This window comes from Mucilaginibacter sp. (assembly GCF_028288185.1).
Lineage (GTDB): Bacteria > Bacteroidota > Bacteroidia > Sphingobacteriales > Sphingobacteriaceae > Mucilaginibacter.
On the sequence record NZ_JAQBOF010000012.1, the window covers coordinates 24,877 to 50,530 of the forward strand.

A 25,654-nucleotide genomic window follows, 5' to 3' on the forward strand; every position below is an offset into this window, starting at 1 on the left:
ACAACATTGTTAACACATGTTTCGTTAACTGATATAATTAATTATTAACATGAAAAAAGCATTTTACCTAATAGTTTTACTTACAGCAGTCTTTATAGCATCATGTAGTAAAAAGGATAAAAAAAATACGGATGGTGATGGAATTACCGGCCCATCAAAAACAGGTTCGGCGCTTGATTTAATGCGCGACTCTGTATTTCTATATGCAAAAGAAGCCTATTATTGGTATGATGGCTTGCCATCTTATTCCAGTTTTAACCCTCGATCATATACAGGTAGTAGTGATTTAGATGCATTGACAAAAGAGGTTGATGCACTATCTCAATACAAAATAAATCCGACAACAGGTAAACCTTATGAATATTATTCGGCAGTTCCCGGCGAGGCTAAATATTCATTTATTGACGAAGGGCAAGTATCAACCCAATTAAATGGTACAAACACTAATTTTGGTTTTGCCCCTTTATTTAATGATGTTAATGATCTGCGTATAAAATATGTTTACCCCGGTTCTCCGGCTGATTTGGCAGGTGTAAAACGTGGCTATAAGATCATTACTATCAATGGCAACTCTAACCTGTCTTATGATGGAGGTTCGGGTACAAACACAAAATTTGTTATAAACGCTTATGCAAACAGCAGTACTATAACAATGACGCTTCAAAAACAGGATCTTAGTACTATAAATGTATCGCTCGTTGCAGGCAGCTATACCATCAACCCTGTTTTGGTTTATAAAACTATTGATGCAGGCAATGGTAAAATAGTAGGTTATGTTGTGTTTAACTCATTTACGTCTGACGCAAATGCAGATGCTAAACTGGATGCCGTTTTTAACTATTTCCAAACTCAGGGCATTACCGATCTGGTAGTTGATTTGCGCTATAATGGTGGCGGTTATGTATCAACAGCCGAATATCTGGATAATTTGATTGTTCCGGCCACGAAAAGTGGTACACCAATGTATAGCTATTATTTTAACGATATTTTAGTCAACAACAAAGAAACCCTGCTTGCCAACCAGGTAAGGCGCGATGCTTCTAATAACAGTCTTTATAACTACAGTCAGTTTAACTACACAGTTGCTGGTAATACTACAAAGTTTGCAAAAAAAGGATCATTAAATATTAGTCGTGTGTTTTTTATAGTAACCGGTTCAACGGCTTCGGCTAGTGAGTTAACTATTAATAATTTACGACCTCATTTAAATGTACAGCTAATTGGTACCACCAGTTATGGTAAGCCGGTTGGTTTTTTTGATATTGATATTAACAAATACCAAATGTATATCCCCGAGTTTGAAACAAAAAACTCGGCAGGGCAGGGTGGCTATTATACAGGTATGACACCGGGCTCAACAGATTATCCTGGCATAAAAGATTATGATGATCCGACTAAGGATTTTGGCGACCCAACTGAAACCTTATTAGCGCATGCGCTAACCTATGTTAAAACAGGTATTTATAGTATTCCTGCACAACGGGTGCAAGGGTTATCCAATAGCCTAAAAACGTTTTCAGTCGAGGAATCAAATGCGGCTGCTATAGTTTTAAATGACAATAAATTTAGTGGTATGATATTTAATAAGAAATTGAATAAAAGATAGGTTAGATATGCAAAATGTGCAAATATTAGGACTGATTAGTTTTCTTAATTTGCACATTTACATCTAATCTGCTAATTCTCTGATATCCACCGGGACAACTCGTGATATTCCCTGCTCAACCATTGTTACACCGTAAATTACATCGGTGCTGGCAATGGTTCTTTTGTTATGTGATACAATAATAAATTGCGACTCCTGCGAGAATTTGCGGATGATGTTATTGAACTTGTCAATATTGGTATCATCCAGCGGCGCGTCAACCTCATCAAAAATACAGAATGGCGCAGGTTTTAATAAATAAAGCGAGAATAGGATAGCGGTAGCCGTCAATGTTTTTTCGCCACCCGAAAGTTGATTGATGGATAGGGGACGCTTGCCCTTTGGTTTTGCTATGATGTCAATATCCGATTCCAGCGGATGCTGCGGATCGGTCAATATCAAATCGCATGAATCTTCTTCGTTAAACAACGAACGGAATACTTTGATAAAGTTTTCGCGAACCAAAGTAAACGCCAGCATGAATTTTTCTTTCGCTGTATCGTCTATCTCCTGTATCGTTGCCATTAATGACGCTTTAGCTTCGCCCAGGTCCTTCTTTTGGGTTTGAATAAACTCATACCGCTCATTCATTTCGTTATAAGCCTCGACCGCCATTGGGTTAATAGCACCAAAATCATCCAGTTGACTCTTTAGCTTATCAGTTCTCTCGCGTAGTTGTTGTTCGTTTTCATCACCGGCTGTTTCATTTTCAGGCAATTCGTTAATATCAATATTAAACTCGACAGACAGGCGCTCTTTTAAGGCGTTAAGTTCAATACGTAGGTTGTTACGCTGGTCTTTTAACTCGTTTTCTATTACTTCGGCCTGGTCTTTTTTGCGGCGAAGGGTGGTTATAACATCTTCGCTTTCTGTAATTTTACCGCGTAGCTTATAATATTCCTGCTCTGCTTCCTGGGTCGCTTTTTCAAGCTCGTCTTTTTGGCTGTACATCTCTAACAAACTATCGTCTGATGTATCAGATTGATGCAGGTTTTCCTGGATAGCTAGTTTTACTTTTTCAAGCTCTTCACTGTTTTGTTTAATGCGGCTTTCAAGGCTATCCTGTTGGGTAAACCTATAATCCAAATCTTTAGCTAATCCCGAAACTTTATTTTGCTGTTGATGAAACTTAATATTTTCCTGGTTATAGGCATTTGATTGCATCGACACCATTTCATTTAACTCATTAAAAGCGCCTTGTCTATCAGCAAGCAGATCCTTCTGTATTTGCTGACTGGCTTTTAACTCAACCAATAAGGGTTGCAGAGTAACTATTTCTTCTTTAATGCCGCTTATTTTTTTGGCGATATCATCCTTACGATTGAGGCTATTCTCGATAAAAGTTTCGTATTGTTCCTGCCGTGTTTTAACGGTGATCAGTTCTGTATTTAAGCGGTTTAGCTCGGCTTGTTTTTGATTTAACTCTGCCGATCTACCTGCGGCTTTTAATGCTACAGATTTTGACTGCAAATCGTTCGATCGTGTTTTAAGTTCAAACAGATCTACATCCAGTTTTTTAATTTCTTTGGCTAAATTCTCCAGGTTTTTTGCCCGGCCGATCCGTTTACCCTCAAATAAACCTACCGAACCACCGGCCATAGTGTATTTGGTTTTATTGAATTTGCCACTTTGGGCTATTAAAACCAAACCATCTGTTAAGTTAGAGTTGTTTAATTCAGCCTCATCATTAACCAGGTAAACGTTCCTTAATAAGTGATTTACCAGTGATTGGTATTTTTTATCAACCTCGACCACGTTTAAAGCCGGGATGCGAGCCCCCTCTAAATCTCCCCCGGCAGGGGAGACTTCAAATAAATCTTGTGTAGTATAATTGTTAAGAATAAAAAACTGCGCCCTGCCACGCGCCGAATTACTTAGCAGGTTAATGGCTTTAACTGCATCATCGTACGTGTCAACCACATAGTGGTTCATTAACGGTTCCAGGTAGTTCTCAATCGCTACGCGATATTGTTCGCGACAAAATAAAACATCGCTAAAGAGGGGAGCATTTTTAGCCCACTCGTTATTGTTTTTAAGGAAACGGATAGATTCCGGGAACCCTTCCAGATTATCAACCAAACTTTTGGTTAGGTTGTATTCGTTCTGTTTAGCATCAAGCTTACGGCTTTCGGTTATTATGGTTTCTTTTACCTTGCCAGCCTCGGCATCTATAGTGGTAATTTGTTCCTGCAATTCAGTTTCCTGTTGTAGTTCAAATTTATAATCCTTTTCTAAAGTTTCTGTCCGTCCTTGAAGTTCGGCAACAACTTCGTTAAAGTGGGACAGCTCTACCTTTTTATTGGTAGCATCTTCCATATTGCGCTGGCTTTCCTGCTCCAACGCTTGTTCCTGTATTTGCAGAATGTCTATATCTTTTTCGACTTTATAAGCCTGGTTCTGTAAATTATTATTGGCAGTAACCAAGTCATTTAACTCATTGCGCGCGCTTGATTGTTGCAGACGCAATTCGTCAACCATTAATTTTAAGTCGGCAACTTTTGCTGTTATGGTTTGCAGGTTTTCATCTTCCTTGGCTTTTTCTTCGTTAAGGCGCTTAACGTTGTAAAGCACGTGGTTAAGCTGATTGCGGTCGCGTTCCAATTCTTCGCTTAACCTGTCTTGCTTATCGTTTTGAAATTTTAACTGCTCGTTCTTTATTTTTTTCTCGCTCTCGTAAGCGCGTATTTTCCCAACAAAATCGTTGGTAGCTTTTTGTTGTATGGAAAGGTTTTTCTCTTTAGTAAGGCTGTCTAGCTTTTCTTGTTGTAAAGCAGCTTCCAAACTATCTATTTGGGTTATTACGCCCGACTTTTCTTCACGTTGTTTAAGTTCCTGCTGTTCAATAGTGTTTAGCGAGGTGCCAAACACAGCAATTTTAAACGATGCCAGCTTAATACTAAGTGCCTTGTATTCTTCTTTTATCCGGTAATAGCGCTCTGTTTTTTTAGCCTGATTTTCGAGCATTTTCAGGTTCTTCTGTATCTCGAACAAAAGGTCCTCCACACGTTCAAGATCAGCTTCCGTATCTTTTAGCTTATTAAAGGTTTGCTTTTTGCGGAGTTTATATTTTGATATGCCCGATGCTTCTTCAAATAAATTACGGCGCGAGCCTTCTTTGTTAGATATGATCTCTTCGATCATCCGTAGCTCAATTATAGCGTACGAGTCTGAACCGATACCAGTATCCAGAAAAAGGTCTGTAATGTCCTTTAAACGGCATTGTACATCATTTAAACGATACTCGCTATCGCCACTGCGATAAAGTTTACGGGTAAGAGTAACCTGCGAATAATCGGTAGGAAGGATGTTCTTGGTGTTGTCGAAAGTCAAAGACACCTCAGCCAAATTAGCGGGCTTGCGGCTTTTGGAACCGTTAAATATAACGTTGTCCATTTTCTCTGACCGAAGCATCCGTGTGCTTTGTTCGCCCAGTACCCAGCGTATAGCATCAACTACATTTGATTTCCCGCACCCATTGGGGCCCACAATAGCAGTAACACCCTCATTAAAATTAATGGTGATCTTATCGCCAAAGCTTTTAAACCCCTTGATTTCTAATTGTGTAAGCTGCATTTAACCTGTATGGCCCCTATATAAATTCGAGGGTTCAAAATAATCATAAAAATGTGATTTTACTATATTTTTTAAGGTAAAGGTGAAAGGCAAAGGGTAAAAGGTAAAATGGCCAAAGCACTTTGCTAAAAATGCTATATTTTTGAAAAACAAAAAGCAGCCTTTTTGCCTTTTCCCTTTGTCCTTTAACCTCGATAAAAATGAAAATAGCCGTATTTGGAGCAAGTGGCCGCATTGGTAGCCGTATAGTTCAGGAAGCCTTAAACCGTGGCCATGATGTTACCGCTATTGTACGTCATCCGGAAGATTATACAGTGATACATGATCACTTGAAAGTAGCCAAAGGTGACCTATTTAACGCACAGGATGTAGAAACCGGTGCTTTTGACCAGGATGCCGTTGTATGTGCCTATAGCAACACTCGTGGTACGCCGGCATCAACTATTGTCGAGCTGGCTATTCCGCTAATGATGGGCTTAAAACAAGCTCATACCAAACGATTATTGATAGTAGGAGGGGCAGGGAGTTTAGAAGTAGCGCCCGGTATGCAATTGGTTGACACACCAAATTTTCCGATTGAGTATAAATCTGTCTCATCGGCGCACCGTGATGCATTGAAGATATACCAGAATGAAAAAGAATTAGACTGGACCTATATAAGTCCTGCTGCGGTGATTGAACCCGGTGAACGTACAGGTAAATTCCGCATCGGCAGTAATCAATTGCTAAAAGATGAAAAAGGCAACAGCTTTATATCCATGGAAGATTTTGCTGTCGCTGTTGTTGATGAGATTGAAAACCCGATGCATATTAGGGAGCAGATGACGGTGGCGTATTAACCCTTTCAACCCCCTAAAGGGGGAGCTTTTTGATTTGCATGGCTTTGATGCTTAATTTTTCAACTCCCTTCAGGGGGCCGGGGGGCATATTTCCCCCTTTAAATAAGTAACAGCTTTACCCGTCATTAACACCCTGTCGCCTTGCAATTCGCACCATAACTCACCTTTACGTGCCGATATCTGGTAAGCATGCAAATGGTTTTTTTGGAATACTTTTGCCCAATAGGGTATAAGGTTGCAGTGAGCTGATCCGGTTACCGGGTCTTCGTTAATACCTGCACCAGGTGCAAAAAATCTGGATACAAAATCCACATCTTTGCCGGGTGCGGTAACTATTACGCCAACGGTATCCATTTTTGATAGGGCAAAAAAGTCTGGAGTAAGATCACGCACTTCAATTTCAGAATCGTACACTACAAAAAAGTCTCTTGAGCGTAAAATAGCCGTAGGTTGTGTGCCACCTAATGCTTCAACCAAACCGTTGGGTTCTTCAATAGGTATTGGTGGCCTTGATGGGAAATCCATGGTGTATTTATCACCATCCCTTTTTACTGTAAGCACACCGGCTTTCATGGTTTCAAAATGTATAGTATCGCCGGTATAACCTAACTCTGTAAAAAGTATATGTGCCGATGCAAGTGTTGCATGGCCGCAAAGATCAATTTCGTATTCGGGAGTAAACCAACGCAATAAATAGCCCTTGCCTGTTTTTACAAAAAAGGCGGTTTCGGCCAGGTTATTCTCAACTGCTATTTTTTGCATTAGCTCATCAGGCAGCCACTCGGTAAGCGGGCAAATAGCGGCCGGGTTGCCGCCAAAAAGCTGATCAGTAAAAGCATCAGCTTGATAAATAGGAATTGTCATAGTGTATCTATTTTATACTGCTAAGGTAGTTGTAAGTAACTAAATCGTCAACGTTATTTATATATTTTGTACAACCATCAGTTAAAAGTATCAGCTTATCGCTGATATCCAACACATCATTATATTGATGATCTGTTATTATAATGCCTTTGGTTTTAGCAATAGTTTGTATGATGCTTTTAAAATAGTCGGCCTGTATTGGAGTGACGTGTGTAAATGGTTCGTCCAGCAAAATAAAATCAGCTTTACTGTAAAGGATCATTAACATTTCCAGTTGTCTTAGTTCTCCGCCTGATAGCTGCTCGGCGCATTTATTTTTATGATCTCTGTAAATAGATAGATTAGAAAAATCATGCCAGTGTTGCTGGTCGATAAGAACATTTGCCAATTTACTTATTTTGATGCCACTTGGCAGGTAATTATGTTGCGGCAAATAGGCTATCTGGTTGTTACGATAACCATATTGAATAACTATGTTATTAATGCTTATGTGTTTGTAAGCGGCGCTAAGTGTACCGAAAACTATCTTTAATAATGATGACTTGCCGCTGCCGTTACGACCAAGCAGACCAATTACTTCACCTTGCTTACATTCAATATAAACGTCCTGCAATATCTTGCGCTCATTAAACGCCAGTTGTACGCTATCAATTTTTAAAATAAGCGGCTGCATGTTGTAATGGCGAGGGTAAAACTACTATTAGTATATAGACCAGAATATCAAATGCAAATGCCCCAATAAAAAAAGTTAAGATGCGATAACCGGCATTGCGGAAATAAAAATAGGTTTGTTTCGATGAGTAATAATGCAAACCAATGGCCGCGATAAAACCGATTATTTTAGCAACCAGGAAGATGCCTGCATTAAGCTCGAGGGTTATCAAATAAAAAATGTATACAGTTAAAAGCGTGAATGCTATGTTATATAGCAATAGCAGTTGATAAAACTGAAGTGTAAGAATAGCTATACGTTTCAAGTAATAATTGTGACAGTTAATCAAACAGATTAAACGACATATTATTGTTGCAGCGATATTAATTATCGCGTTTAAGCAGAAAGGGGAGAAATAAAAAGCCCCCGGTGGTTTACCGGAGGCTTTAAAAGGATTAACCTAAATATGATTTCAGAATTTTACTTCTGCTGGTATGTCTTAGTCGTTGCAAGGCTTTGTCTTTGATCTGCCTAACGCGTTCGCGGGTAAGATTAAATTTCTCGCCGATTTCCTCTAAGGATAGGGGATGATTAGTACCCAGGCCAAAAAACAATACAATAATTTCGCGCTCGCGCTCTGTTAATGTAGAAAGTGAACGTTTGATCTCTTCTGATAATGACTCATTGATCAGGATTGAATCTGTATTTGGTTCAGAGTTTTCTAATACATCTAACAATGTATTTTCTTCGCCCTGTACAAATGGCGCATCCATAGATACATGGCGGCCCGAGTTACTTAACGTGTCAGATATTTTATCAACTGTAGTCTCCAGCATATCGGCCAACTCTTCGGGTGAAGGTTCGCGCTCAAACTCTTGCTCTAATTTTGAAAATGCTTTGCTGATCTTACTTAAAGAGCCTACCTGGTTTAAAGGTAAACGTACTATACGAGATTGCTCTGCTATGGCTTGTAATATTGATTGACGGATCCACCATACGGCGTATGATATGAATTTGAAACCTTTGGTTTCGTCAAAACGTTTTGCGGCTTTAATTAAACCCAGGTTACCTTCGTTTATTAAATCGCCAAGTGTTAAACCTTGATTTTGGTATTGTTTAGCCACGGATACAACAAAACGAAGATTGGTTTTGGTTAAACGCTCTAAAGCGGCCTGGTCACCTTCTCTGATTTTTTGGGCTAATATTACTTCTTCTTCGGCTGTAATTAGGTCAACTTTACCAATTTCGTGAAGATATTTATCAAGTGATTGCGACTCACGGTTGGTAATGGATTGTGTTATTTTGAGTTGTCTCATTTATTTTATAAATCCCTATTCTTAGTTTTAGAATTGAACGTGCAAAGTTACAAAAAGTTTGCCTATATTTAAGTACAAAAAAAAGATTACATATTATTCATAATCAGTAATTAATTGCATGGTTTTTGTGGCGTACTTTATATGTCACTTAGTTTAAAAGTTTGGTTTAAACGTACGCCTTTTTCAGTTAATTGCAAAGTGCAACATTCATTAATTGGGTCGTGTTCTAAAAATAAAATATAGTCTTTAGAAACAGCCTCGTTCAAAAATATTTTTTTTTCTGTTAAGGTTTGTAATGGAAACATATCATACGCCATAACATAGGGTAATGGCAGGTGCCCTACAGATGGCAAAAGATCTGCCATGTACAATATTTGCTTTCCTTTATAATTTATTAACGGTAACATCATTGATTCCGTATGCCCGTATACAAACCTTACGCTTATCTCATTAGTGAATTTTACATTGTCATGAGCATCAATAAACTTTAACTGCCCGCTTTCTTGTATCGGCAATATATTCTCTTTTAAAAATGATGCTTTCTCCCTCTCGTTTGGGTTTACGGCCCAATTCCAATGTTTTGTATTACTCCAATAAGTTGCATTTTTAAAAACTGGAACCAATTTTTCTCCATCGCGCATTACAGCACCGCCAACATGATCAAAATGTAAGTGCGTTAAAAATACATCTGTTATATCATCTCTGTTTAAACCAAACGAGGCTAATGAGCTATCCATAGTAGCATCGCCATGCAAATAATAATGACTAAAAAACTTTTCGTCCTGCTTGTTGCCTATGCCGGTGTCAATCAATATTAAGCGTTTGCCATCTTCAATTAATAAGCAACGCATGGCCCAGGTGCAAAGATTGTTTGCATCAGCCGGATTGGTTTTGTTCCAGATGGCTTTTGGTACAACGCCAAACATAGCGCCGCCATCAAGCTTGAAAAATCCGGTGTTAATAGTGAAGAGGTTCATAGTTGATGGTTCATTGTTAATCGAGAGAGTTTCTAAGAGCGGTTATCATTTTGACCAAAATTTCATGCTCATCATAAAGTGGTTTAAACGTAACGTCAGAAATATAATCTCTTCGTCTCGCCATGATTAAACAACTAACAACTTCTATAGCGGAACGCAAAGAGTAATTTAAAAAGTTTTTAAAAACGGGTGTAGTTTGACCCGTTGAACCTTCAGCGATATTTAATACAACAGAATCCGAAGCTCTTTTAATCTGAGAGGTTAATATGAAAAGTTCATCCTTAGGAAAGGATTTAACCAGAACATTAATTTTATCATTGAGGTCCATAGCTCTTTGCCAAACAAGTAAGTCTTCAAACCTAAAAGCCATAAAACAAAAAGCTATGAACCATTAACCATTAACTATTAACCATCAACTATAAGTGTATACATTCGCCATATGCATCAGCCGCAGCTTCCATTAAAGCCTCGCTCATGGTAGGGTGTGGGTGTACAGATTTTATGATCTCATGGCCGGTAGCTTCCAGTTTACGCGCGGTAACCACTTCGGCAATCATTTCGGTAACGTTAAAGCCTAACATGTGCGCTCCTAAAAACTCGCCATATTTAGCATCAAATATTACTTTAACAAAACCATCTTTAGCACCTGCAGCACTTGCTTTGCCTGATGCAGAGAACGGGAACTTACCTACTTTGATTTCGTAGCCGGCTTCTTTAGCAGCTTTTTCTGTATAACCTACAGAAGCAATTTCTGGGCTGCAATAAGTACAACCCGGTATGTTGTTATAATCTAACGGCTCTGGTTTTAAGCCGGCAATTTTTTCAACACAAATAATGCCTTCGGCTGATGCAACGTGGGCAAGTGCCTGGCCTTTAACAATATCGCCAATAGCATAAACACCTTCAATGTTGGTGCGATAAAAATCGTCAACCAAAACTTTGCCTTTATCGGTTTTAACACCATTTTCTTCAAGGCCAATACCTTCAATATTAGTTGATATACCAACAGCGGATAATACAATTTCAGCTTCTAATACTTCAGTGCCTGTAGCTGTTTTAACTGTTACCTTACAACCCTCGCCGCTGGTATCAACCGATTCAACATTTGAGCCGGTCATGATATTGATGCCTTGTTTTTTAAGGATACGCCCCAGTTGTTTTGAAATTTCTTCGTCCTCTAACGGAACGATATTATCCAAATACTCAACAACGGTAACCTTTGTACCAAATGAGATGTAGAAATAAGCAAACTCAATACCTATGGCGCCTGATCCTACAACAATCATTGATGCCGGTTTTTTAGGCAATATCATAGCTTGGCGATATCCGATAACCTTTTTAAAGTCTTGCTTAATGTTAGGCAACTCGCGTGAGCGTCCGCCGGTAGCCAAGATAATATGTTTTGCAGTAAATTCTTTTGCACCATCATTGTTTTTTACTTCAACAATGCCCTTGCTTTTTAATTTACCCGTACCCATCAACACGTCTATTTTGTTTTTCTTCATTAAAAACTGCACGCCCTTGCTCATGCCATCTGCAACGCCCCGGCTCCTTTTAATAACGCCTTCAAAATCAACCTCACCAGTATTTACTTTTATACCATAATCAGCAGCATGGTTAATATATTCAAACACCTGCGCGCTTTTTAATAATGCTTTGGTAGGTATGCAGCCCCAGTTAAGGCAAATACCACCCAGGTTTTCTTTTTCGACTATAGCAGTTTTTAAACCCAATTGGGAGGCACGTATAGCAGCTACATAGCCACCCGGGCCAGACCCTATAACAATTACATCGTAATTCATATCCGTATGATCTGTTCTTTATTTTTATGAAAGCCAAAGCTAAGTAAAAGGGCTGAAAGGAGAAAATAAGGATAATATAATTACATCATTATAATATCATATAATGTCTATATATTCTAGGAATACCATGGATTAACTCAAAGGAAAAAAATTATAAAATGATGTCAATTTTGCATTTATTGACGCGTATAATTTTGCATTTATCTTTATATATTGTAAAGTGTTGATAAAAACATAATAAATATCTATAATTGTTAACACTAACTTAACAATAAAGAGTAGGGTATAATTTATATTTGCCCTTGCATTTTTTAATTAACGTACATTAAAAACAAATTCACGTATGAGGAAGTATTTACTATTATTATTTATCAGCTTTTTAACAACCGGTGCTGTGCTTGCACAAGATGGTTCGGTGATAAGAGGCAAGTTGCTTGATGCACAAACCAAAGAATCACTTATTGGTGCTTCTGTATTAGTAAAAGGTACCACCAATGCTACAACAGCGGCTCTTGATGGCTCTTTTAAAATTACTGCCCCAGGTGGTAGTATATTAGTATTTTCATACATTGGTTATGTATCAAAGGAAGTAACAGTAACAGGGAAAAATCTTGGAGATATTTTTCTTGACCCAGCCTCATCTTCTGTGAAAGAGGTTACTATAACCGGTGATGTAGCCATTGACAGGCGTACACCTATAGCTGTTACTACAATTAATGCCAGAACTATTGAAGAAAAAATAGGAACACAGGATCTCCCTGCGTTATTGGCAGTTGTGCCGGGTGTTATGACTTCAAACACATCAGGTTACGGAGATTCAAGGGTAAGCATCCGTGGTTTCTCAAGTACCTCAAAAAACGGTAACGTTGCGATGACTATAAACGGTATACCTGTTAATGACATGGAGAATGGTAACACTTATTGGTCTGATTTTACAGGACTTTCTGATGTAACCACTTCTTTCCAGGTACAACGTGGCTTAGGTGCTGCAAAAATTATTGTTCCATCTTTTGGTGGTACTATTAATATTACTACCCGTAATACTGACGCAGTAAAAGGTGGTTATGTTTTTAGTGGTATCGGAAGTGATGGATATTCTAAATTTGGTGCATTAATATCTACCGGTTTAACACCGAGTGGATGGGCTGCAACTTTCCAGGGAAGCAAAACAGAAGGTAATTATCATGTTGACAATACAGAGTTTTTAAACTATAACTACTTTTTTAACCTTTCAAAAGTATTATCGGCAACGCAAACAATATCTTTTAGCTTAATGGGAGCATCACAAAAGCATAATACCAGGTTTAACGCGCCTATCTATGTTATTGAGCACGCTCCACAAGGTATTAGATATAACCCTGACGCAGGTGTTTTAAATGGACAACCTTATGATCCGTATCAAAACTATTTCAGCAAGCCGTTAGCATCGTTAAACCATAGCTGGGTAATTAATGATAAGTCATCTTTATCTACAGTACTATATGCAACATATGGTACCGGGGGAGGAGTTTCATTGGCAACTAACAACGCAAGCACTCCTCATATTAACGGAAATACTAATGGACTATATGATTACTCTCCGTTTGATTTAACCGCTATTGCTAAAACTAATGCCGCTACTGTTGATGGTGCTGCTACCAATTATATAAAAACATCAGAAAACGATCATCATTGGTACGGTGTAAGAAGCACTTTTAATACCCAGCTTACCAATGATATTAACTTATCGGCAGGTATTGATTTGAAAGATTACGAAGGCACACACTTTACAAAAGTTAATAACTTGTTGGGTGCAGGATATGTATTGGATAATAATAATAAAAACGCGCCAAACAATCACGCTGTTACAGGTGATAAGATATCATTTTATAACGTAGATGATATTCTTTCTGGAGGAGCGTTTTTACAATCAGAATATGTTAAGAATGATCTTTCGGCCTTTATCACCTTGTCAGGAACTGAGAGCAGGGACCAAAGAAATGACTACTTTACTTATTTAGATAGTGATCCTAAGCAACATAGCCCATGGGTAAGCTTTTTTACCTATCAGGCAAAAGGCGGTGCTAACTATAACATTAATGAAAACATGAATATTTTTGCGAATATTGGTTATATTACTAAACCGCCATATTTTGACAACGTATTCATAAACTTTAAAAACGATATCAATAAAAGCACAGTTCCAGAGAAATTATTTAGCTATGAATTAGGTTATGGCTACAAAACGTCTAACTTTAGCGCTAACTTGAATTTCTACAGATCTTCATACATGAACCGTGCGTTTACTCAAGCTACCCCGCCTGATGGAACTACTGGTATTATCTATAGCATAAATATTTCGGGTGTTAATGAATTACACCAAGGTGGTGAACTTGAATTGAAATTTAAACCTGTAAGACAAGTAACCATTAATGGATCACTTTCAGTTGGTGATTGGCATTATTCTTCAAACAGCGGGCCAGTGCAGGTTTTAAATGATCAGAACCAACCAGTTGTTGGAGGTAGTTATCCGGCTGTATTAATTAAGGGATTGAAAGTAGGAGATGCCCCGCAAACTCAAGCACATATAGGTGCTGATATTGATGTTTTAAGTGACTTTAGAGTAGGTGCCGATTATTTTTATAATGGTAACTATACGTCTAATTTCTTTTTTAATACAATACAAACAGCGGGCTTAACTCCTTGGAAAATACCTACTTATAACCTGCTAAATGTTAACGCTGTTTTGAAATTTAAAATAGCTGGCCTTGATGGCTCATTAGTTGGTAATGTTACCAATCTTTTAAATACTAAATATATATCTGATGCTAATGATGGTAGTGTCTCAGCAGCACCAAAAGGCCTGCCTCAGAATGCTAACGTTTATTTTGGATATGGCAGAACGTTTGGAACTTCTCTAAAAATTAAATTTTAAAAAAAAATATAATATGAAAAGAATTTATTATTTACTATCATTTATAGTGGCGGTGGTAAGTTTTACCGCTTGTAATCCACTGGATAAAACGTATAAAGATATTGATGCATTGCCTACGCCTGCTAATAATACTTTAAAAGGCCCTGCACCATTAGCTTTAAATATTACTTTAACTGCCGCAGATTATGGATTTTTAACTGATTATGCAAAAACAGCGTTAAGCTTTAAAACTCTTGATGATGCAAAAGCAGATGTTCCAATAGTTTTGGGTAAGAAATATCCTACAGCTGTTGACAAATCATCAGTAGTAGTAACTTATGGAATAACCCCAACTAGTATTACATTGGCTGATTCATTAAATGCTACTACAGCGATAACATTACAAACTACGCCTACAAATGATTATGTATTCCCGGCCTATAATGGTGCTGCGGGTAATACATTCTCAGATCTTAGCGCTACTGCAGTAATAAACTGGTTGAAATATAAATATCAAGTACCTCTTCCTGAAAATTCGATAAGAGTATTAACTTATCTGTATTTTGAATCTGGTAAAACTGCCGGATCAGGTACGCTTACAACTGATGCGTTTTTATATGCTAACGGTGCCTGGACAAAAATATATCGTGTATCAACAGCACAATACACAACTACAGGTAATGGTTTAAATAGTTGGTTTGTAGCTAATGATGCAGCTAATATCCCATCTTATTTAAATGCTTATTTAAAAGCAGATGTCGCTGTTATGGCAACAGCTAAATATGGTGATATTAAATATGTAAACTACAGATATTTAACTACTTATCAAAAAGTAATGATATTGACCTTTGATGGTAATAACTGGGTAACTACACCTATATTATCATCTCCGCTTACGTTTACAAAAACTAATGGTATATGGATTGCCGATAACACAGTAAATTATACGTTACTTAGTGCCGACTATAAATATATGGGTAACAATACCACAGCTGGTTCAGTTGCTGGCAGGGCCAATATTGTTTCATTCCCTGATTTTAACGTAAGTGCTACTACAGATGCAACCTACTGGAGCGATACAGATATCCAGGGTGCGATAATTACTTTCTTACAGCATACTTATACTACCGCTGTTGCCGATCAGAAATTTGTAATTACTTATCTTCAATATTTTAAAGGTGTAACTTCAAATGTTACCAAAACATTTAAATATGATGGTACTGCATTCGTGTATGTTCCATAAATAATATATACCATTAAAAATAAACAAAGAAAGCCGCCCAAATTGAGCGGCTTTCTTTGTTTAAATAATGTTTGTGTTTTCCTTACCCGTTGTAAAAATCTATTAAAGCATCAAAGTAGCTGTTATTCCATCCGTCAACAAAATCATCATAGCTCTCATCGGGGATATTAGTATGCCTTAACTCTACAGATGTACCCGCCTTATCAGCGTGTAGTTTAATGGTGACAATTGATTCTTCGGGCTGTCCGTCAAAATACCATTGCTGCACTATTTTTTTGCCAGGTTCAAACTCAATATTCTTGCCGACAATACTACCGTCCCACATAGAAAATTCTGAACCAGCTTCTGTCGACATTGTTGCCGAATCACCAGTCCATAATTCAATGGTAAGCGGATTGGTTAATGCTAAATAAACTTCATCGGGCGTGGCCGGTATTATATAATATTTTTTAAAATCTTTCACCTGCGCAATTTAGCTATTTACAGGGCCAATTGGTAATACAGTTTTGCTATAAACTTCATTAAGTACCTGGGCAATGCCGGTATAAATTGCAGAGGCGCCACAAATTATGCCTTCGTATCCTGCTAAGTGAGTAATACTTTTGTTTTCGGTTGCATCTCCAATAGCTAATAAAGCAAATAATATGGTTAACGAGCCAAAAACAAATTGTAACGCGCGGTTTAATTTTAAAGTGCCAAAAAATAGCAGGAAAGTAAACAATCCCCATATTACCAGGTAAGCCACCATAGCATTACCGGCAGGTGCAGCTACCCAGCCTAATTTAGGCAATACAATTAATCCTACTAATGATAGCCAAAAGAAACCGTATGATGTAAACGCGGTTAAGCCAAAGGTGTTGTTCTTTTTAGCTTCAATTATACCGGCAATTACTTGTGCCAGCCCGCCATAAAAAATGCCCATAGCCAATATCATGGAATTCATTTCGAAAAAACCGGCATTGTGAATATTTAATAAAACGGTAGTCATACCAAAGGCGCATAGCCCCAATGGAGCAGGATTGGCAATGCCATCCTTAACAGGTGCAATTGTTGTCATAAAGTGTTTAGTTTATAATTGATTTATAAATGCAATTTAAATGATTTATAATCATTTACAAATATTAAAACCGATTTATAACTTTAACGTTTACCCTACGCTATGCAAAAACTAGTATTGATACGCCATGGCGAAAGTGTGTGGAACCAGGAAAACCGCTTTACAGGCTGGACAGATGTCGATCTTTCTGCAGAAGGGTATGAGCAGGCTAAACGGGCCGGGCAACTGCTAAAAGAACATGCATATAACTTTGATATTGGCTTTACATCGGTACTAAAAAGATCTATTAAAACATTACACATTGTACTGGAAGAGTTGGATCATTTATGGATACCCATCCAAAAAACATGGCGATTAAATGAGCGATTTTACGGGGCTTTACAAGGACTAAACAAAGAAGAAACTATTGCCAAATACGGCGCGGAACAAGTGCAAAAATGGCGCAGGTACCCAAATGAGGACCCGCCGCCTGTTACTAAGGAAGATGAGCGTTATCCCGGTCATGATATCAGATACAAAGACCTAACCGAACAAGAGCTACCATTAACAGAAAATTTAAGCCAAACGATAGACAGGGTACTGCCATTCTGGAATGAAAGTATTGTACCGGCCCTACAGAGGAATGAAAAAGTAATTATTTGCGCACATGGTAATAGCTTACGCGCCCTTATTAAATATATTGATAATCTTACAGATGAAGACGTTACCAAACTGGAGATACCAACCGCCGCACCTTTGGTATATGAATTGGATGCTGGTTTGAACCAAATAAAGCATTATTATCTTTAATAATAGTAACTTATTTGTTACATTTTAAAAGTGTTATAGGGTTTGTAATCTGCATCCTGCAAACTACATTCGCTTTTATAATAACATCTAAAAGCCAATGAAAAAGCTAACCGTATTAATATTTATATTTTCTTTTTTTACCACTGTTGCTACGTTTGCTCAAAGTGCTGATGAAAAAACCATAATAAGCCAGGTTGAAGTATTGCGTAAAGCAATGATTGCCGGCGATAGGGCGGCCCTTAATGATGTTACTGCGGATCAATTAAGTTACGGACATTCGGTTGATTTTACACAAACCAAAGCACAGTTTATTGACGCGCTGGTAACAGGGAAATCTGTTTTTACTAAAATTGATATAAAAGACCAAAAAATATCTGTTGATGGTAATACCGCTATAGTAAGACACAAGTTTATAGCAGATACCAACGAAAACGGAAAGACAAATACCATATTCCTGGGTGTTTTACAGGTATGGAAAAAGATAAATGGTAAATGGTTGCTGTATGCAAGGCAGGGTTATAAATTACCTAATCAGCCCAAATAAAATTAGTTGTCGTTTTTATAGAGATCGCCTGCTTTTTCTGCAGATAGTTTAATTCCTTTGATCATTGCCGAACTAAAGCCGTTATGTTCCATTTCATTCAAACCGGCAATGGTACAACCCTTTGGCGATGTTACCTTATCAATTTCCTGCTCGGGGTGTGATGATAATTGCAAGAGCAGATTAGCTGCACCTTTAGCCGTTTGAGCTGCCATTTTAAGCGCGTCCTGTGCATGGAAGCCAATTTCTGTACCACCTTGTGATGCCGCGCGTACCGAGCGTAAGAAAAATGCTATCCCGCACGCACAAAGCGCGGTAGCGGCTGTCATTAACTCCTCATTAATTTGTATGGTTACACCAACAGTATCAAATAATGATTTAACCAGGTTAACATTTTTGACGGTGCCGTTATCTGTAGCGATACAGGTCATTGAGTCGCCAATGGCGATGGCTGTATTAGGCATGGCCCTTATAACCTGCACATTAAGTTCTAATTGCTGGCGAATATCCTCGCAACTAACACCTGATATAACCGAAACCAAAAACTGTTTTTCTGATTTTATCGCAGGTTTAATCTCATTTAGTAACTTGTTAAGCTGCTGGGGTAATACAGCCAGTATAACTATATCGGCTTTTTTTGCTGCCTTTGTGTTGTTATTGGTAGTTTGATAACCAATAGCCACATATTCTTCAAGCGCGTCTATATTACGGCGCGTTAAAGTTATTTGCTGTGGTTTGCATATACCTGACTTTACCAGGCCCTTAGCTAATGATAAACCAATGTTACCGCTGCCTAAAATGGCAATATGTTGTTGCGTATTCATATCGTTCTACTTAATCTTGTTCCAAATGGCTTGCTTTTTTTAAGTTCGCCTAAATCACCAGAGTGGCCTATTACTACCGCTTTAACACCACAGGCTATTGCTGTAAAGGCGTTTTCCAGTTTAGGCAGCATGCCGCTGTGAATTATCTGTTTCTTTTTTAACTCTTCGTATCTAATCGGGTCAATATCTCTTAATATGGAATCATCATCGTTAACATCCATTAACACACCTTTCTTTTCAAAACAGTATATCAATGTAGTTTCAAACAGATCAGACAAAGCCACTGCTAAAGCGGATGCAATTGTATCTGCATTGGTATTTAATAACTGGCCCTCTCCATCGTGTGTTAACGCGCAAAAAACAGGAGTAAAGCCCGCGTCCATTAACTTGCCGATGCCTTTAGCATCTATTGATTTTTCATCAATATCACCCACAAAACCATAGTCTATTGTTTTAACAGGGCGTTTGTTGGTACGTATAAAATTACCATCAGCCCCGGTTAACCCAATAGCATTAGTACCAAAACGCTGTAGTTGCGCTACAATATTTTTATTGATCAAACCACCATAAACCATGGTTACTACTCGTAGTGTTTCAATGTCGGTAATACGGCGGCCATCAACCAGCTTAGCCTCAATGCCTAATGTTTCTGATAATTGAGTGGCTACCTTACCGCCACCATGCACCAATATCTTATATCCGTCAAGCGCAGTGAAATCCTTTAAAAAATTATACAGATTTTCTGAATTATCGATAACATTTCCACCAATTTTAATGATATGTAAGGATTTCATGGTTAGTATTCGATAATTTGTTGCAAAAATAACTAATTATTGGTCAAAATGATGTGTTTATTTGTAATATTTAGCCGTAAAAAGCAATTAATTGATAATAAACTTAGATAATCGCTTAGCTCCAGTCGTATTACAACTAATATGTTTGCTATTTTATCTACCAACTCAATTAATAATTAAAACATCTCTTCTATTTTTTGATACTGTGTACAGCCTTTTATAAAACACACAATTTGGCATTATTAATGTTGATGGGTTATAGCAATATGCCTTGCATGTTTGTTAATGAAAAATGCGGTTTAAATACTAAGTTTATGGCATATTAATAATAAATGGATCAACAAAAAAGTAGTAGGCCACGCATAGTAATTGTCGGCGGAGGATTTGCAGGACTCCAATTAGCAAAAAAACTTAAAGACGCGCCGGTTGATGTACTGATGCTGGATAAACATAACTATCATACTTTCCAGCCATTGCTGTACCAGGTAGCAATGGGTGCTATCCCGGCAGATTCTATCGCTTTCCCTATCCGCAGGATATTTACTTACCAGAATAATTTTAGCTTTAATCTGGCCCATGTAGAAACTATTAATGCTGAAGCCAATACTGTTAGCACAAGCATTGGCGAAATTAACTACGATTACCTGGTTATTGCAACCGGATCAAACACCAATTTTTTTGGCAATAAAGATCTGGAAAGCTGTGTTATGCCAATGAAGAATGTTCCCGAAGCGCTGAATCTGCGCGGATTTACCTTACAGCATCTGGAAAAAGCTATGGTTACTACAGATAAAGACGAGAAGGATGCCTTAATGACCTTTGTAGTAGTTGGTGGCGGCCCAACAGGTGTTGAACTTGCAGGCGCATTAGGTGAAATGCGGCATTTGATATTAGAAAAAGATTATCATGGCTTGAGTAAGCATGATATGAAAGTTTACCTAATAGAAGGGAAAGATAGGTTATTGGCAGCGATGTCAGACGGAGCATCGAAAAAAGCTAAACAATTTTTGGCAGCTAATGATGTAATGATCTACAATAGTGTGCATGTTGAAAGCTATGATGGCTTAACCCTGAAGATTGACGATGGCATGATACTAAAAACCCGCAACGTATTTTGGGCGGCAGGGGTAATGGGCGAGGTACCGGCAGGAATTACTAATGCTACTTTAGTAAGAGGGGCGCGTATTGAAACGGATGATATAAGCCGGATTAAGGGCTATCAAAATATTTTTGCCATAGGCGATGTATCGGCAATTATCAGTGATGAATATCCTAACGGCCATCCAGGTGTTGCGCCAGCGGCAATACAACAAGGCGCATGGCTGGCAAAAAACCTGGTGCATATTGTTAACAATCAACCAACAGAACCATTTAAATATCATGATAAAGGCACATTAGCAACCATTGGCCGCAACAAAGCAGTAGCCGATTTAGGGAAACTACATTTCCAGGGATTTTTTGCCTGGTTGTTATGGGGCTTTGTGCATATACTTTCGTTGGCTGGTTTCTCTAATAAAACATCGGTTATATTAACCTGGATGATCAACTATTTTACAAAGAACAGTGATAACCGTTTAATAATCCGCAGTTTTAACCGCGATACCCGAACGGTTGAACCCGAAAAATAAATTAATAAAGCTATATTATACCCCCATGGACTTGTTTGTTATAATTGCTTTATTGGTTATTGTAAGTGCTTTTTACTCTTACATTAATGTACGTTTTATTAAACTGCCCGGTACAATTGGCATTGTAACCATTGCTATAGTAATATCGGTAATAACTATAATTGTTGATTCTCTAAATCCAAGCATAGCACGATACCTTACCATTTTGGCAAAAAACATTAATTTTTCGCGGACGGTTCTAAATATCATGTTGGGTTTCCTACTGTTTTCGGGGTCATTTTCCTTAAATACCAAGCGTTTAAAAAAAGAAATGCGCCCTGTATTTATGTTAAGCACTATCGGAGTTATATTATCTACCGTCATATTTGGCGGGTTGTTTTATGGGGTAACCATTTTGTTCCATATCCATATCCCACTGGTCTATTGTTTCTTATTTGGCGCATTGATATCGCCTACAGACCCGGTTGCTGTGGGTGCCATTATCAAAAACTCCAGACTGCCTGTAAACCTGGAAACCATAATTTCGGGCGAATCTTTGTTTAATGATGGTATTGGGCTGGTATTATTTGTTACAATACTGGAATTTACCGAGTCGGGCGGTGATAACCTGGATTTTGCAAAGACGGCCCTTTTATTTGTACGGGAGGTTTTTGGAGGGATTATTTTAGGTGTTGTATTTGGTTTTATTGCTTTCAGGTTAATGAAAACAATAACCGATTTTCAGACCATTGTACTGGTTTCGTTAGCGTTGGTGATGAGTATATCTGTAGTAGCTACGTTTCTGCATTTTTCTATCCCTCTGGCTGTAGTTAGCGCGGGTCTGTTTGCAGGTAATCAAACTATAAACATTGATAGTACCGAGCATTCACACCAGGCATTAGAGAAATTTTGGCAGTTGATAGATGAAATGTTGAACACTATTTTGTTTGTGATGATAGGCCTGCAAATGACCAACCTGCCATACCTAAATAATTATTGGCTTATAGGAGGGGTGAGTATAGTTGTGATATTAATAGCCCGATGGCTTAGCATTATGATACCACTCGCGTTTTTCAAAAAGATAGTTAGCAACAATATAAAAAACATTAATATTTTAACCTGGGCCGGTTTGCGCGGAGGTATTTCTATTGCATTAGCATTGTCATTACCCTATAGCCCATACCGACATATTATATTGGCAGGCGCTTATTTTATAGTGATATTCTCTGTTGTGGTTCAGGGACTAACCTTAAACAAGGTTATTGATGCATCTATACCAAAAGAAGAAGAAAAATAGTCTACTTTAACTTACTCATATAAGCAGCAATTTCTTTTTCGTTAGAATCAGGTTTATTGCTTAACTCATTGATGATGTTGTCTCTTTCCTTTTCGGTTTTATTTTGACTTAGTTTTTTCTTTCCCTGTAGTTCATCAACAACAATTTCAAAGCCGGTGATTCCTTTCATCATATTCAATTTAAAATCCTGTGGTAGAGCGGCCCACTGTTTTAAATAATCAGCCTCGTAAAATTGGATAGTATGTTCCAGTAATTCTGCTTTTTGTTCAGGGTTTTCAATTAAAGTGGTGGTTCCGTAAGCATGTATCGCAATATAGTTCCAGGTAGGTACGCTCTGCTCGGTTTCGTAATGTTTTGGCGAGATATAAGCATGCGGCTCAATAAATATAACTAACGGTTTACCATTTAATATCTCCGCTGCCTGCGGATTTACTTTGGCAAAATGCGATGTCAGTATAATTTTATCATCCCGCTGCGAAACTACAAAAGGCAAATGCGTAGCAGATGGAACTCCATCGCTAACTGTAACTATGGTAGCAAAACTATACCGCTGCATAAAGCTGATAGCTTCCTGCTGGTCGGTAATTAGAAATTGCTTTGGAATGTACATTTAGTTAAGAGTCAAAATTAAGGCAACCTATAAAGCTTCCAGCATCTGCTTTAAAACAGCTTGCGCGGCCCATACGCGATTGCTGGCTTCATGCACTACAATGGAGCTCGGCCCGTCTAAAACTTCGGCAGAGAGCTCTAAATTACGGCGTACGGGCAGGCAATGCATTACCTTAGCATCATTAGTGATCTTTAGCTTATCATTAGTTAACATCCAATCTTCATTGCCAGGGAAAATCTGTCCATAAGGCTCGTAAGCCGACCAGTTTTTTACATAGATAAAATCAGCGCCAGCTAAAGCTTCGTCCTGGTTGGCGGTGATGGTTGCGCCTTGTGTAAAATCTGTACAAAGCTCGTACCCGGCAGGGTGGGTGATGGTAAAATCGACATCAGCCTTACACATCCATTCGGCAAACGAGTTTGGTACGGCTTGGGGTAAAGGCTTTATATGCGGCGCCCAGGTTAATACCACCTTTGGGCGCGCTTTTGTTTTTAACTCTTCAATCGTGACAAGATCAGCCAAGCTTTGCAACGGGTGGCGGGTAGCTGATTCAAGGCTCACCAACGGTACACCGCAAAACTCAACAAACTTGTTAAATACAACTTCCGTATAATCTTCCTCACGATCTTTTAACCCCGGGAAAGAACGAACACCAATAATATCAACATATTGACCCATAACTGCTGCCGCTTCGCGGATATGTTCAACAGTAGTGCCGTTCATTACAACATTATCACGCAACTCTAACGCCCATCCTTCTTTATCTATGTTAAGCACCATTACGTTCATACCCAAGTTAAGAGCAGCTTTTTGGGTACTCATGCGGGTGCGCAGGCTAGGATTCAAGAAAACCAAACCTAAAGTTTTGTTCTTACCCAGGTGCTGATGCGCATACGGATCTTTCTTTAATGCTAAAGCTTCGGCAACAAGTGCTTTTATATCGGTTACGTCGTTTACGGAAGAGAATAGTTTCATAATATTATATTCTTTGTCATCTCGACCAAAGGGAGAGATCTATACACGATAGGTGGTAAATATGCTTGTGTATAGATTTTTTCGCTACGCTCAAGAGAATAGTTTTCGCTACGCTCAAGAGAATAGTTTTCGCTACGCTCAAGAGAATAGTTTTCGCTACGCTCGAAATGACATTTATTATTTATTGAGTACAGTTGTAAAAGCCTCTAAAAACCTATCGGCATGCGCTTTAGTTAAATTTAAAGCAGGTAATAGCCTGATAACATTTGGTTTAGCTTCGCCAGTAAAGATATGATGTTTAAATAACAAGTCCTTTTTAGCGGTGGCATATTCGGCAGGCAGGTCAATGCCGATCATTAATCCCCGGCCACGTACCTCAGTAACCTGCTTGAATTTTTTAAGCTCATCAATTAAATAGCCTCCAACTTCGGCAGCGTTTTGCATCAGGTTATCCTGCTCCATAACCTCTAATACAGCTAAAGCAGCCGCGCAAGCCAAATGATTACCGCCAAATGTAGTGCCCAGCATACCATAAGCAGGTTGGATTTTTGGCGATATGCTAATGGCCCCGATAGGGAAACCATTGCCAATACCTTTCGCCATAGTATAAATATCGGCGTTAACTCCTGCAAAATCATGCGAGTAAAACTTACCCGTACGGCCATAGCCACATTGTACAGTATCAGCTATAAAAACGGCATTATATTTGTCGCAAAGCGATCTGATCTTTTGCAGGAAACTCTCAGGCGCTACCTGTATGCCGCCAACGCCTTGTATGCCTTCTATTATTATTGAGGATACTTCGTTATCCGCGAAAGCTTGCTCTAACGCGGCTTCATCTTTCCAGGGCAATCTAATTACATTGTCCGTTTCATTGATAGGGGCAACGATCTTTGGGTTATCAGTAACTGCAACCGCTAATGAGGTACGGCCATGAAAAGCGCCGGTAAAGCAAATAACTTTCTTTTTACCATTATAGAAAGATGCCAGTTTTAAAGCATTCTCGTTTGCCTCGGCTCCCGAACTAACTAAAAATAGCTGATAATCTTCTTTGCCTGATACATGGCCCAGCTTCTCGGCCAATTCTTGCTGTAGCGGTATTTCGATAGAGTTAGAATAGAAGCCGATTTTATGTAGTTGATCTTCCAACCGTCTTACATAATGGGGGTGAGTATGGCCGATAGAAATAACGGCATGGCCACCATATAAGTCAAGGTACTCTTGCCCTTTATCATCATAAACCAAACTGCCAACGCCTTTTACAATGTTGATTGGATTGATTGGATATACATTGAATAATTTCATTTTTATTTAGATAAGATATTAAAATTAAGATACTTAATTAACCCGGATCGA

At 38.4% G+C, this 25,654-nt stretch carries 22 protein-coding genes; 8 read left to right on the plus strand and 14 right to left on the minus strand.

The genetic code is table 11. The annotated features are described in order from the left end of the window. Positions 1–49: 49 nt before the first annotated feature. Positions 50–1,606, plus strand: a complete 1,557-nt coding sequence (locus tag JWQ34_RS05650) for a S41 family peptidase (RefSeq protein WP_299355208.1) — start codon at positions 50–52, stop codon at positions 1,604–1,606. Between the two features lie 63 nt (positions 1,607–1,669). Here the strand turns inward: JWQ34_RS05650 and smc are convergent, their stop codons facing one another. Next, positions 1,670–5,218: a chromosome segregation protein SMC gene (gene smc / locus JWQ34_RS05655; protein WP_299355211.1), complete on the minus strand. Its 3,549-nt coding sequence runs from the start codon at positions 5,216–5,218 to the stop codon at positions 1,670–1,672. A 200-nt stretch (positions 5,219–5,418) separates the two neighbouring features. Here smc and JWQ34_RS05660 point away from each other — a divergent pair, with 200 nt between their 5' ends. Then, positions 5,419–6,057 carry an NAD(P)-dependent oxidoreductase gene (locus JWQ34_RS05660; RefSeq protein ID WP_299355213.1) on the plus strand — a complete coding sequence of 213 codons (639 nt, stop codon included), beginning with the start codon at positions 5,419–5,421 and terminating at the stop codon, positions 6,055–6,057. A 69-nt stretch (positions 6,058–6,126) separates the two neighbouring features. On the opposite strand, the gene JWQ34_RS05665 is transcribed toward JWQ34_RS05660, so the two are convergent. From JWQ34_RS05665 to lpdA, 6 genes are all read right to left on the minus strand, one after another. Next, entirely contained in the window at positions 6,127–6,921 is a 795-nt protein-coding gene (locus JWQ34_RS05665) for a PhzF family phenazine biosynthesis protein (protein ID WP_299355216.1), read from the minus strand. Between the two features lie 7 nt (positions 6,922–6,928). Continuing rightward, on the minus strand, positions 6,929–7,594 hold the full coding sequence (locus JWQ34_RS05670) for an ATP-binding cassette domain-containing protein (RefSeq protein WP_299355219.1): 666 nt from the start codon (positions 7,592–7,594) through the stop codon (positions 6,929–6,931). 434 nt (positions 7,595–8,028) lie between these two features. Further along, on the minus strand, positions 8,029–8,889 hold the full coding sequence (locus tag JWQ34_RS05675) for an RNA polymerase sigma factor RpoD/SigA (protein ID WP_299355222.1): 861 nt from the start codon (positions 8,887–8,889) through the stop codon (positions 8,029–8,031). A gap of 137 nt (positions 8,890–9,026) precedes the next feature. Then, complete coding sequence (locus tag JWQ34_RS05680; RefSeq protein WP_299355225.1) at positions 9,027–9,866, minus strand: MBL fold metallo-hydrolase; 840 nt, start codon at positions 9,864–9,866, stop codon at positions 9,027–9,029. Positions 9,867–9,882: 16 nt separating this feature from the next. Beyond that, positions 9,883–10,236, minus strand: a complete 354-nt coding sequence (locus JWQ34_RS05685) for a four helix bundle protein (RefSeq protein ID WP_299355229.1) — start codon at positions 10,234–10,236, stop codon at positions 9,883–9,885. 46 nt (positions 10,237–10,282) lie between these two features. Further along, complete coding sequence (gene lpdA, locus JWQ34_RS05690) at positions 10,283–11,668, minus strand: dihydrolipoyl dehydrogenase (protein ID WP_299355232.1); 1,386 nt, start codon at positions 11,666–11,668, stop codon at positions 10,283–10,285. 343 nt (positions 11,669–12,011) lie between these two features. Between lpdA and JWQ34_RS05695 the strand changes: the two genes are divergently transcribed. Together JWQ34_RS05695 and JWQ34_RS05700 are read left to right on the plus strand one after the other, a co-directional pair. Next, positions 12,012–14,582 (plus strand): TonB-dependent receptor, encoded by a 2,571-nt coding sequence (locus JWQ34_RS05695; protein ID WP_299355236.1) that lies wholly within the window; start codon positions 12,012–12,014, stop codon positions 14,580–14,582. A gap of 13 nt (positions 14,583–14,595) precedes the next feature. Then, complete coding sequence (locus JWQ34_RS05700) at positions 14,596–15,804, plus strand: hypothetical protein (RefSeq protein ID WP_299355239.1); 1,209 nt, start codon at positions 14,596–14,598, stop codon at positions 15,802–15,804. 82 nt (positions 15,805–15,886) lie between these two features. Here JWQ34_RS05700 and JWQ34_RS05705 read toward each other — a convergent pair whose 3' ends face one another. Both JWQ34_RS05705 and JWQ34_RS05710 read right to left on the minus strand, forming a co-directional pair. After that, positions 15,887–16,267 (minus strand): SRPBCC family protein, encoded by a 381-nt coding sequence (locus JWQ34_RS05705; RefSeq protein ID WP_299355242.1) that lies wholly within the window; start codon positions 16,265–16,267, stop codon positions 15,887–15,889. 9 nt (positions 16,268–16,276) lie between these two features. Continuing rightward, a complete protein-coding gene (locus JWQ34_RS05710) occupies positions 16,277–16,861 on the minus strand; it encodes an acetate uptake transporter (protein WP_299355245.1) in 585 nt (194 codons plus the stop codon). 102 nt (positions 16,862–16,963) lie between these two features. Here JWQ34_RS05710 and gpmA point away from each other — a divergent pair, with 102 nt between their 5' ends. Then, positions 16,964–17,650: a 2,3-diphosphoglycerate-dependent phosphoglycerate mutase gene (gpmA, locus tag JWQ34_RS05715; RefSeq protein WP_299355248.1), complete on the plus strand. Its 687-nt coding sequence runs from the start codon at positions 16,964–16,966 to the stop codon at positions 17,648–17,650. Positions 17,651–17,747: 97 nt separating this feature from the next. Continuing rightward, on the plus strand, positions 17,748–18,194 hold the full coding sequence (locus tag JWQ34_RS05720; RefSeq protein WP_299355251.1) for a nuclear transport factor 2 family protein: 447 nt from the start codon (positions 17,748–17,750) through the stop codon (positions 18,192–18,194). Positions 18,195–18,196: 2 nt separating this feature from the next. On the opposite strand, the gene proC is transcribed toward JWQ34_RS05720, so the two are convergent. Beyond that, entirely contained in the window at positions 18,197–19,015 is an 819-nt protein-coding gene (gene proC, locus JWQ34_RS05725; RefSeq protein WP_299355254.1) for a pyrroline-5-carboxylate reductase, read from the minus strand. Further along, positions 19,012–19,809: an acetylglutamate kinase gene (argB, locus tag JWQ34_RS05730; RefSeq protein ID WP_299355256.1), complete on the minus strand. Its 798-nt coding sequence runs from the start codon at positions 19,807–19,809 to the stop codon at positions 19,012–19,014. Before argB ends, proC begins: the two co-directional genes overlap by 4 nt. Before the next feature lie 332 nt (positions 19,810–20,141). On the opposite strand from argB, the gene JWQ34_RS05735 reads away from it, so the two are divergent. Both JWQ34_RS05735 and JWQ34_RS05740 read left to right on the plus strand, forming a co-directional pair. Further along, the gene (locus JWQ34_RS05735; RefSeq protein WP_299355259.1) at positions 20,142–21,437 is read left to right on the plus strand and encodes an NAD(P)/FAD-dependent oxidoreductase; all 1,296 of its coding nucleotides are present in this window, start codon (positions 20,142–20,144) and stop codon (positions 21,435–21,437) included. Between the two features lie 25 nt (positions 21,438–21,462). Then, a complete protein-coding gene (locus JWQ34_RS05740) occupies positions 21,463–22,713 on the plus strand; it encodes a sodium:proton antiporter (RefSeq protein WP_299355264.1) in 1,251 nt (416 codons plus the stop codon). 1 nt (position 22,714) lies between these two features. Here JWQ34_RS05740 and JWQ34_RS05745 read toward each other — a convergent pair whose 3' ends face one another. From JWQ34_RS05745 to JWQ34_RS05755, 3 genes are all read right to left on the minus strand, one after another. Further along, on the minus strand, positions 22,715–23,323 hold the full coding sequence (locus tag JWQ34_RS05745) for an FMN-binding negative transcriptional regulator (protein ID WP_299355267.1): 609 nt from the start codon (positions 23,321–23,323) through the stop codon (positions 22,715–22,717). Positions 23,324–23,350: 27 nt separating this feature from the next. Next, positions 23,351–24,298 (minus strand): acetylornithine carbamoyltransferase, encoded by a 948-nt coding sequence (locus tag JWQ34_RS05750; RefSeq protein WP_299355270.1) that lies wholly within the window; start codon positions 24,296–24,298, stop codon positions 23,351–23,353. A gap of 177 nt (positions 24,299–24,475) precedes the next feature. Further along, on the minus strand, positions 24,476–25,603 hold the full coding sequence (locus JWQ34_RS05755; protein WP_299355273.1) for an aminotransferase class III-fold pyridoxal phosphate-dependent enzyme: 1,128 nt from the start codon (positions 25,601–25,603) through the stop codon (positions 24,476–24,478). Between the last annotated feature and the right edge of the window lie 51 nt (positions 25,604–25,654).

Bases quoted from the DNA above. Each gene is read 5' to 3' on its own strand.
- JWQ34_RS05650 (WP_299355208.1), top strand. From the start codon at position 50: ATGAAAAAAGCATTTTACCTAATAGTTTTACTTACAGCAGTCTTTATA.
- smc (WP_299355211.1), bottom strand. From the start codon at position 5,218: ATGCAGCTTACACAATTAGAAATCAAGGGGTTTAAAAGCTTTGGCGAT.
- JWQ34_RS05660 (WP_299355213.1), top strand. From the start codon at position 5,419: ATGAAAATAGCCGTATTTGGAGCAAGTGGCCGCATTGGTAGCCGTATA.
- JWQ34_RS05665 (WP_299355216.1), bottom strand. From the start codon at position 6,921: ATGACAATTCCTATTTATCAAGCTGATGCTTTTACTGATCAGCTTTTT.
- JWQ34_RS05670 (WP_299355219.1), bottom strand. From the start codon at position 7,594: ATGCAGCCGCTTATTTTAAAAATTGATAGCGTACAACTGGCGTTTAAT.
- JWQ34_RS05675 (WP_299355222.1), bottom strand. From the start codon at position 8,889: ATGAGACAACTCAAAATAACACAATCCATTACCAACCGTGAGTCGCAA.
- JWQ34_RS05680 (WP_299355225.1), bottom strand. From the start codon at position 9,866: ATGAACCTCTTCACTATTAACACCGGATTTTTCAAGCTTGATGGCGGC.
- JWQ34_RS05685 (WP_299355229.1), bottom strand. From the start codon at position 10,236: ATGGCTTTTAGGTTTGAAGACTTACTTGTTTGGCAAAGAGCTATGGAC.
- lpdA (WP_299355232.1), bottom strand. From the start codon at position 11,668: ATGAATTACGATGTAATTGTTATAGGGTCTGGCCCGGGTGGCTATGTA.
- JWQ34_RS05695 (WP_299355236.1), top strand. From the start codon at position 12,012: ATGAGGAAGTATTTACTATTATTATTTATCAGCTTTTTAACAACCGGT.
- JWQ34_RS05700 (WP_299355239.1), top strand. From the start codon at position 14,596: ATGAAAAGAATTTATTATTTACTATCATTTATAGTGGCGGTGGTAAGT.
- JWQ34_RS05710 (WP_299355245.1), bottom strand. From the start codon at position 16,861: ATGACAACAATTGCACCTGTTAAGGATGGCATTGCCAATCCTGCTCCA.
- gpmA (WP_299355248.1), top strand. From the start codon at position 16,964: ATGCAAAAACTAGTATTGATACGCCATGGCGAAAGTGTGTGGAACCAG.
- JWQ34_RS05720 (WP_299355251.1), top strand. From the start codon at position 17,748: ATGAAAAAGCTAACCGTATTAATATTTATATTTTCTTTTTTTACCACT.
- proC (WP_299355254.1), bottom strand. From the start codon at position 19,015: ATGAATACGCAACAACATATTGCCATTTTAGGCAGCGGTAACATTGGT.
- argB (WP_299355256.1), bottom strand. From the start codon at position 19,809: ATGAAATCCTTACATATCATTAAAATTGGTGGAAATGTTATCGATAAT.
- JWQ34_RS05735 (WP_299355259.1), top strand. From the start codon at position 20,142: ATGGATCAACAAAAAAGTAGTAGGCCACGCATAGTAATTGTCGGCGGA.
- JWQ34_RS05740 (WP_299355264.1), top strand. From the start codon at position 21,463: ATGGACTTGTTTGTTATAATTGCTTTATTGGTTATTGTAAGTGCTTTT.
- JWQ34_RS05745 (WP_299355267.1), bottom strand. From the start codon at position 23,323: ATGTACATTCCAAAGCAATTTCTAATTACCGACCAGCAGGAAGCTATC.
- JWQ34_RS05750 (WP_299355270.1), bottom strand. From the start codon at position 24,298: ATGAAACTATTCTCTTCCGTAAACGACGTAACCGATATAAAAGCACTT.
- JWQ34_RS05755 (WP_299355273.1), bottom strand. From the start codon at position 25,603: ATGAAATTATTCAATGTATATCCAATCAATCCAATCAACATTGTAAAA.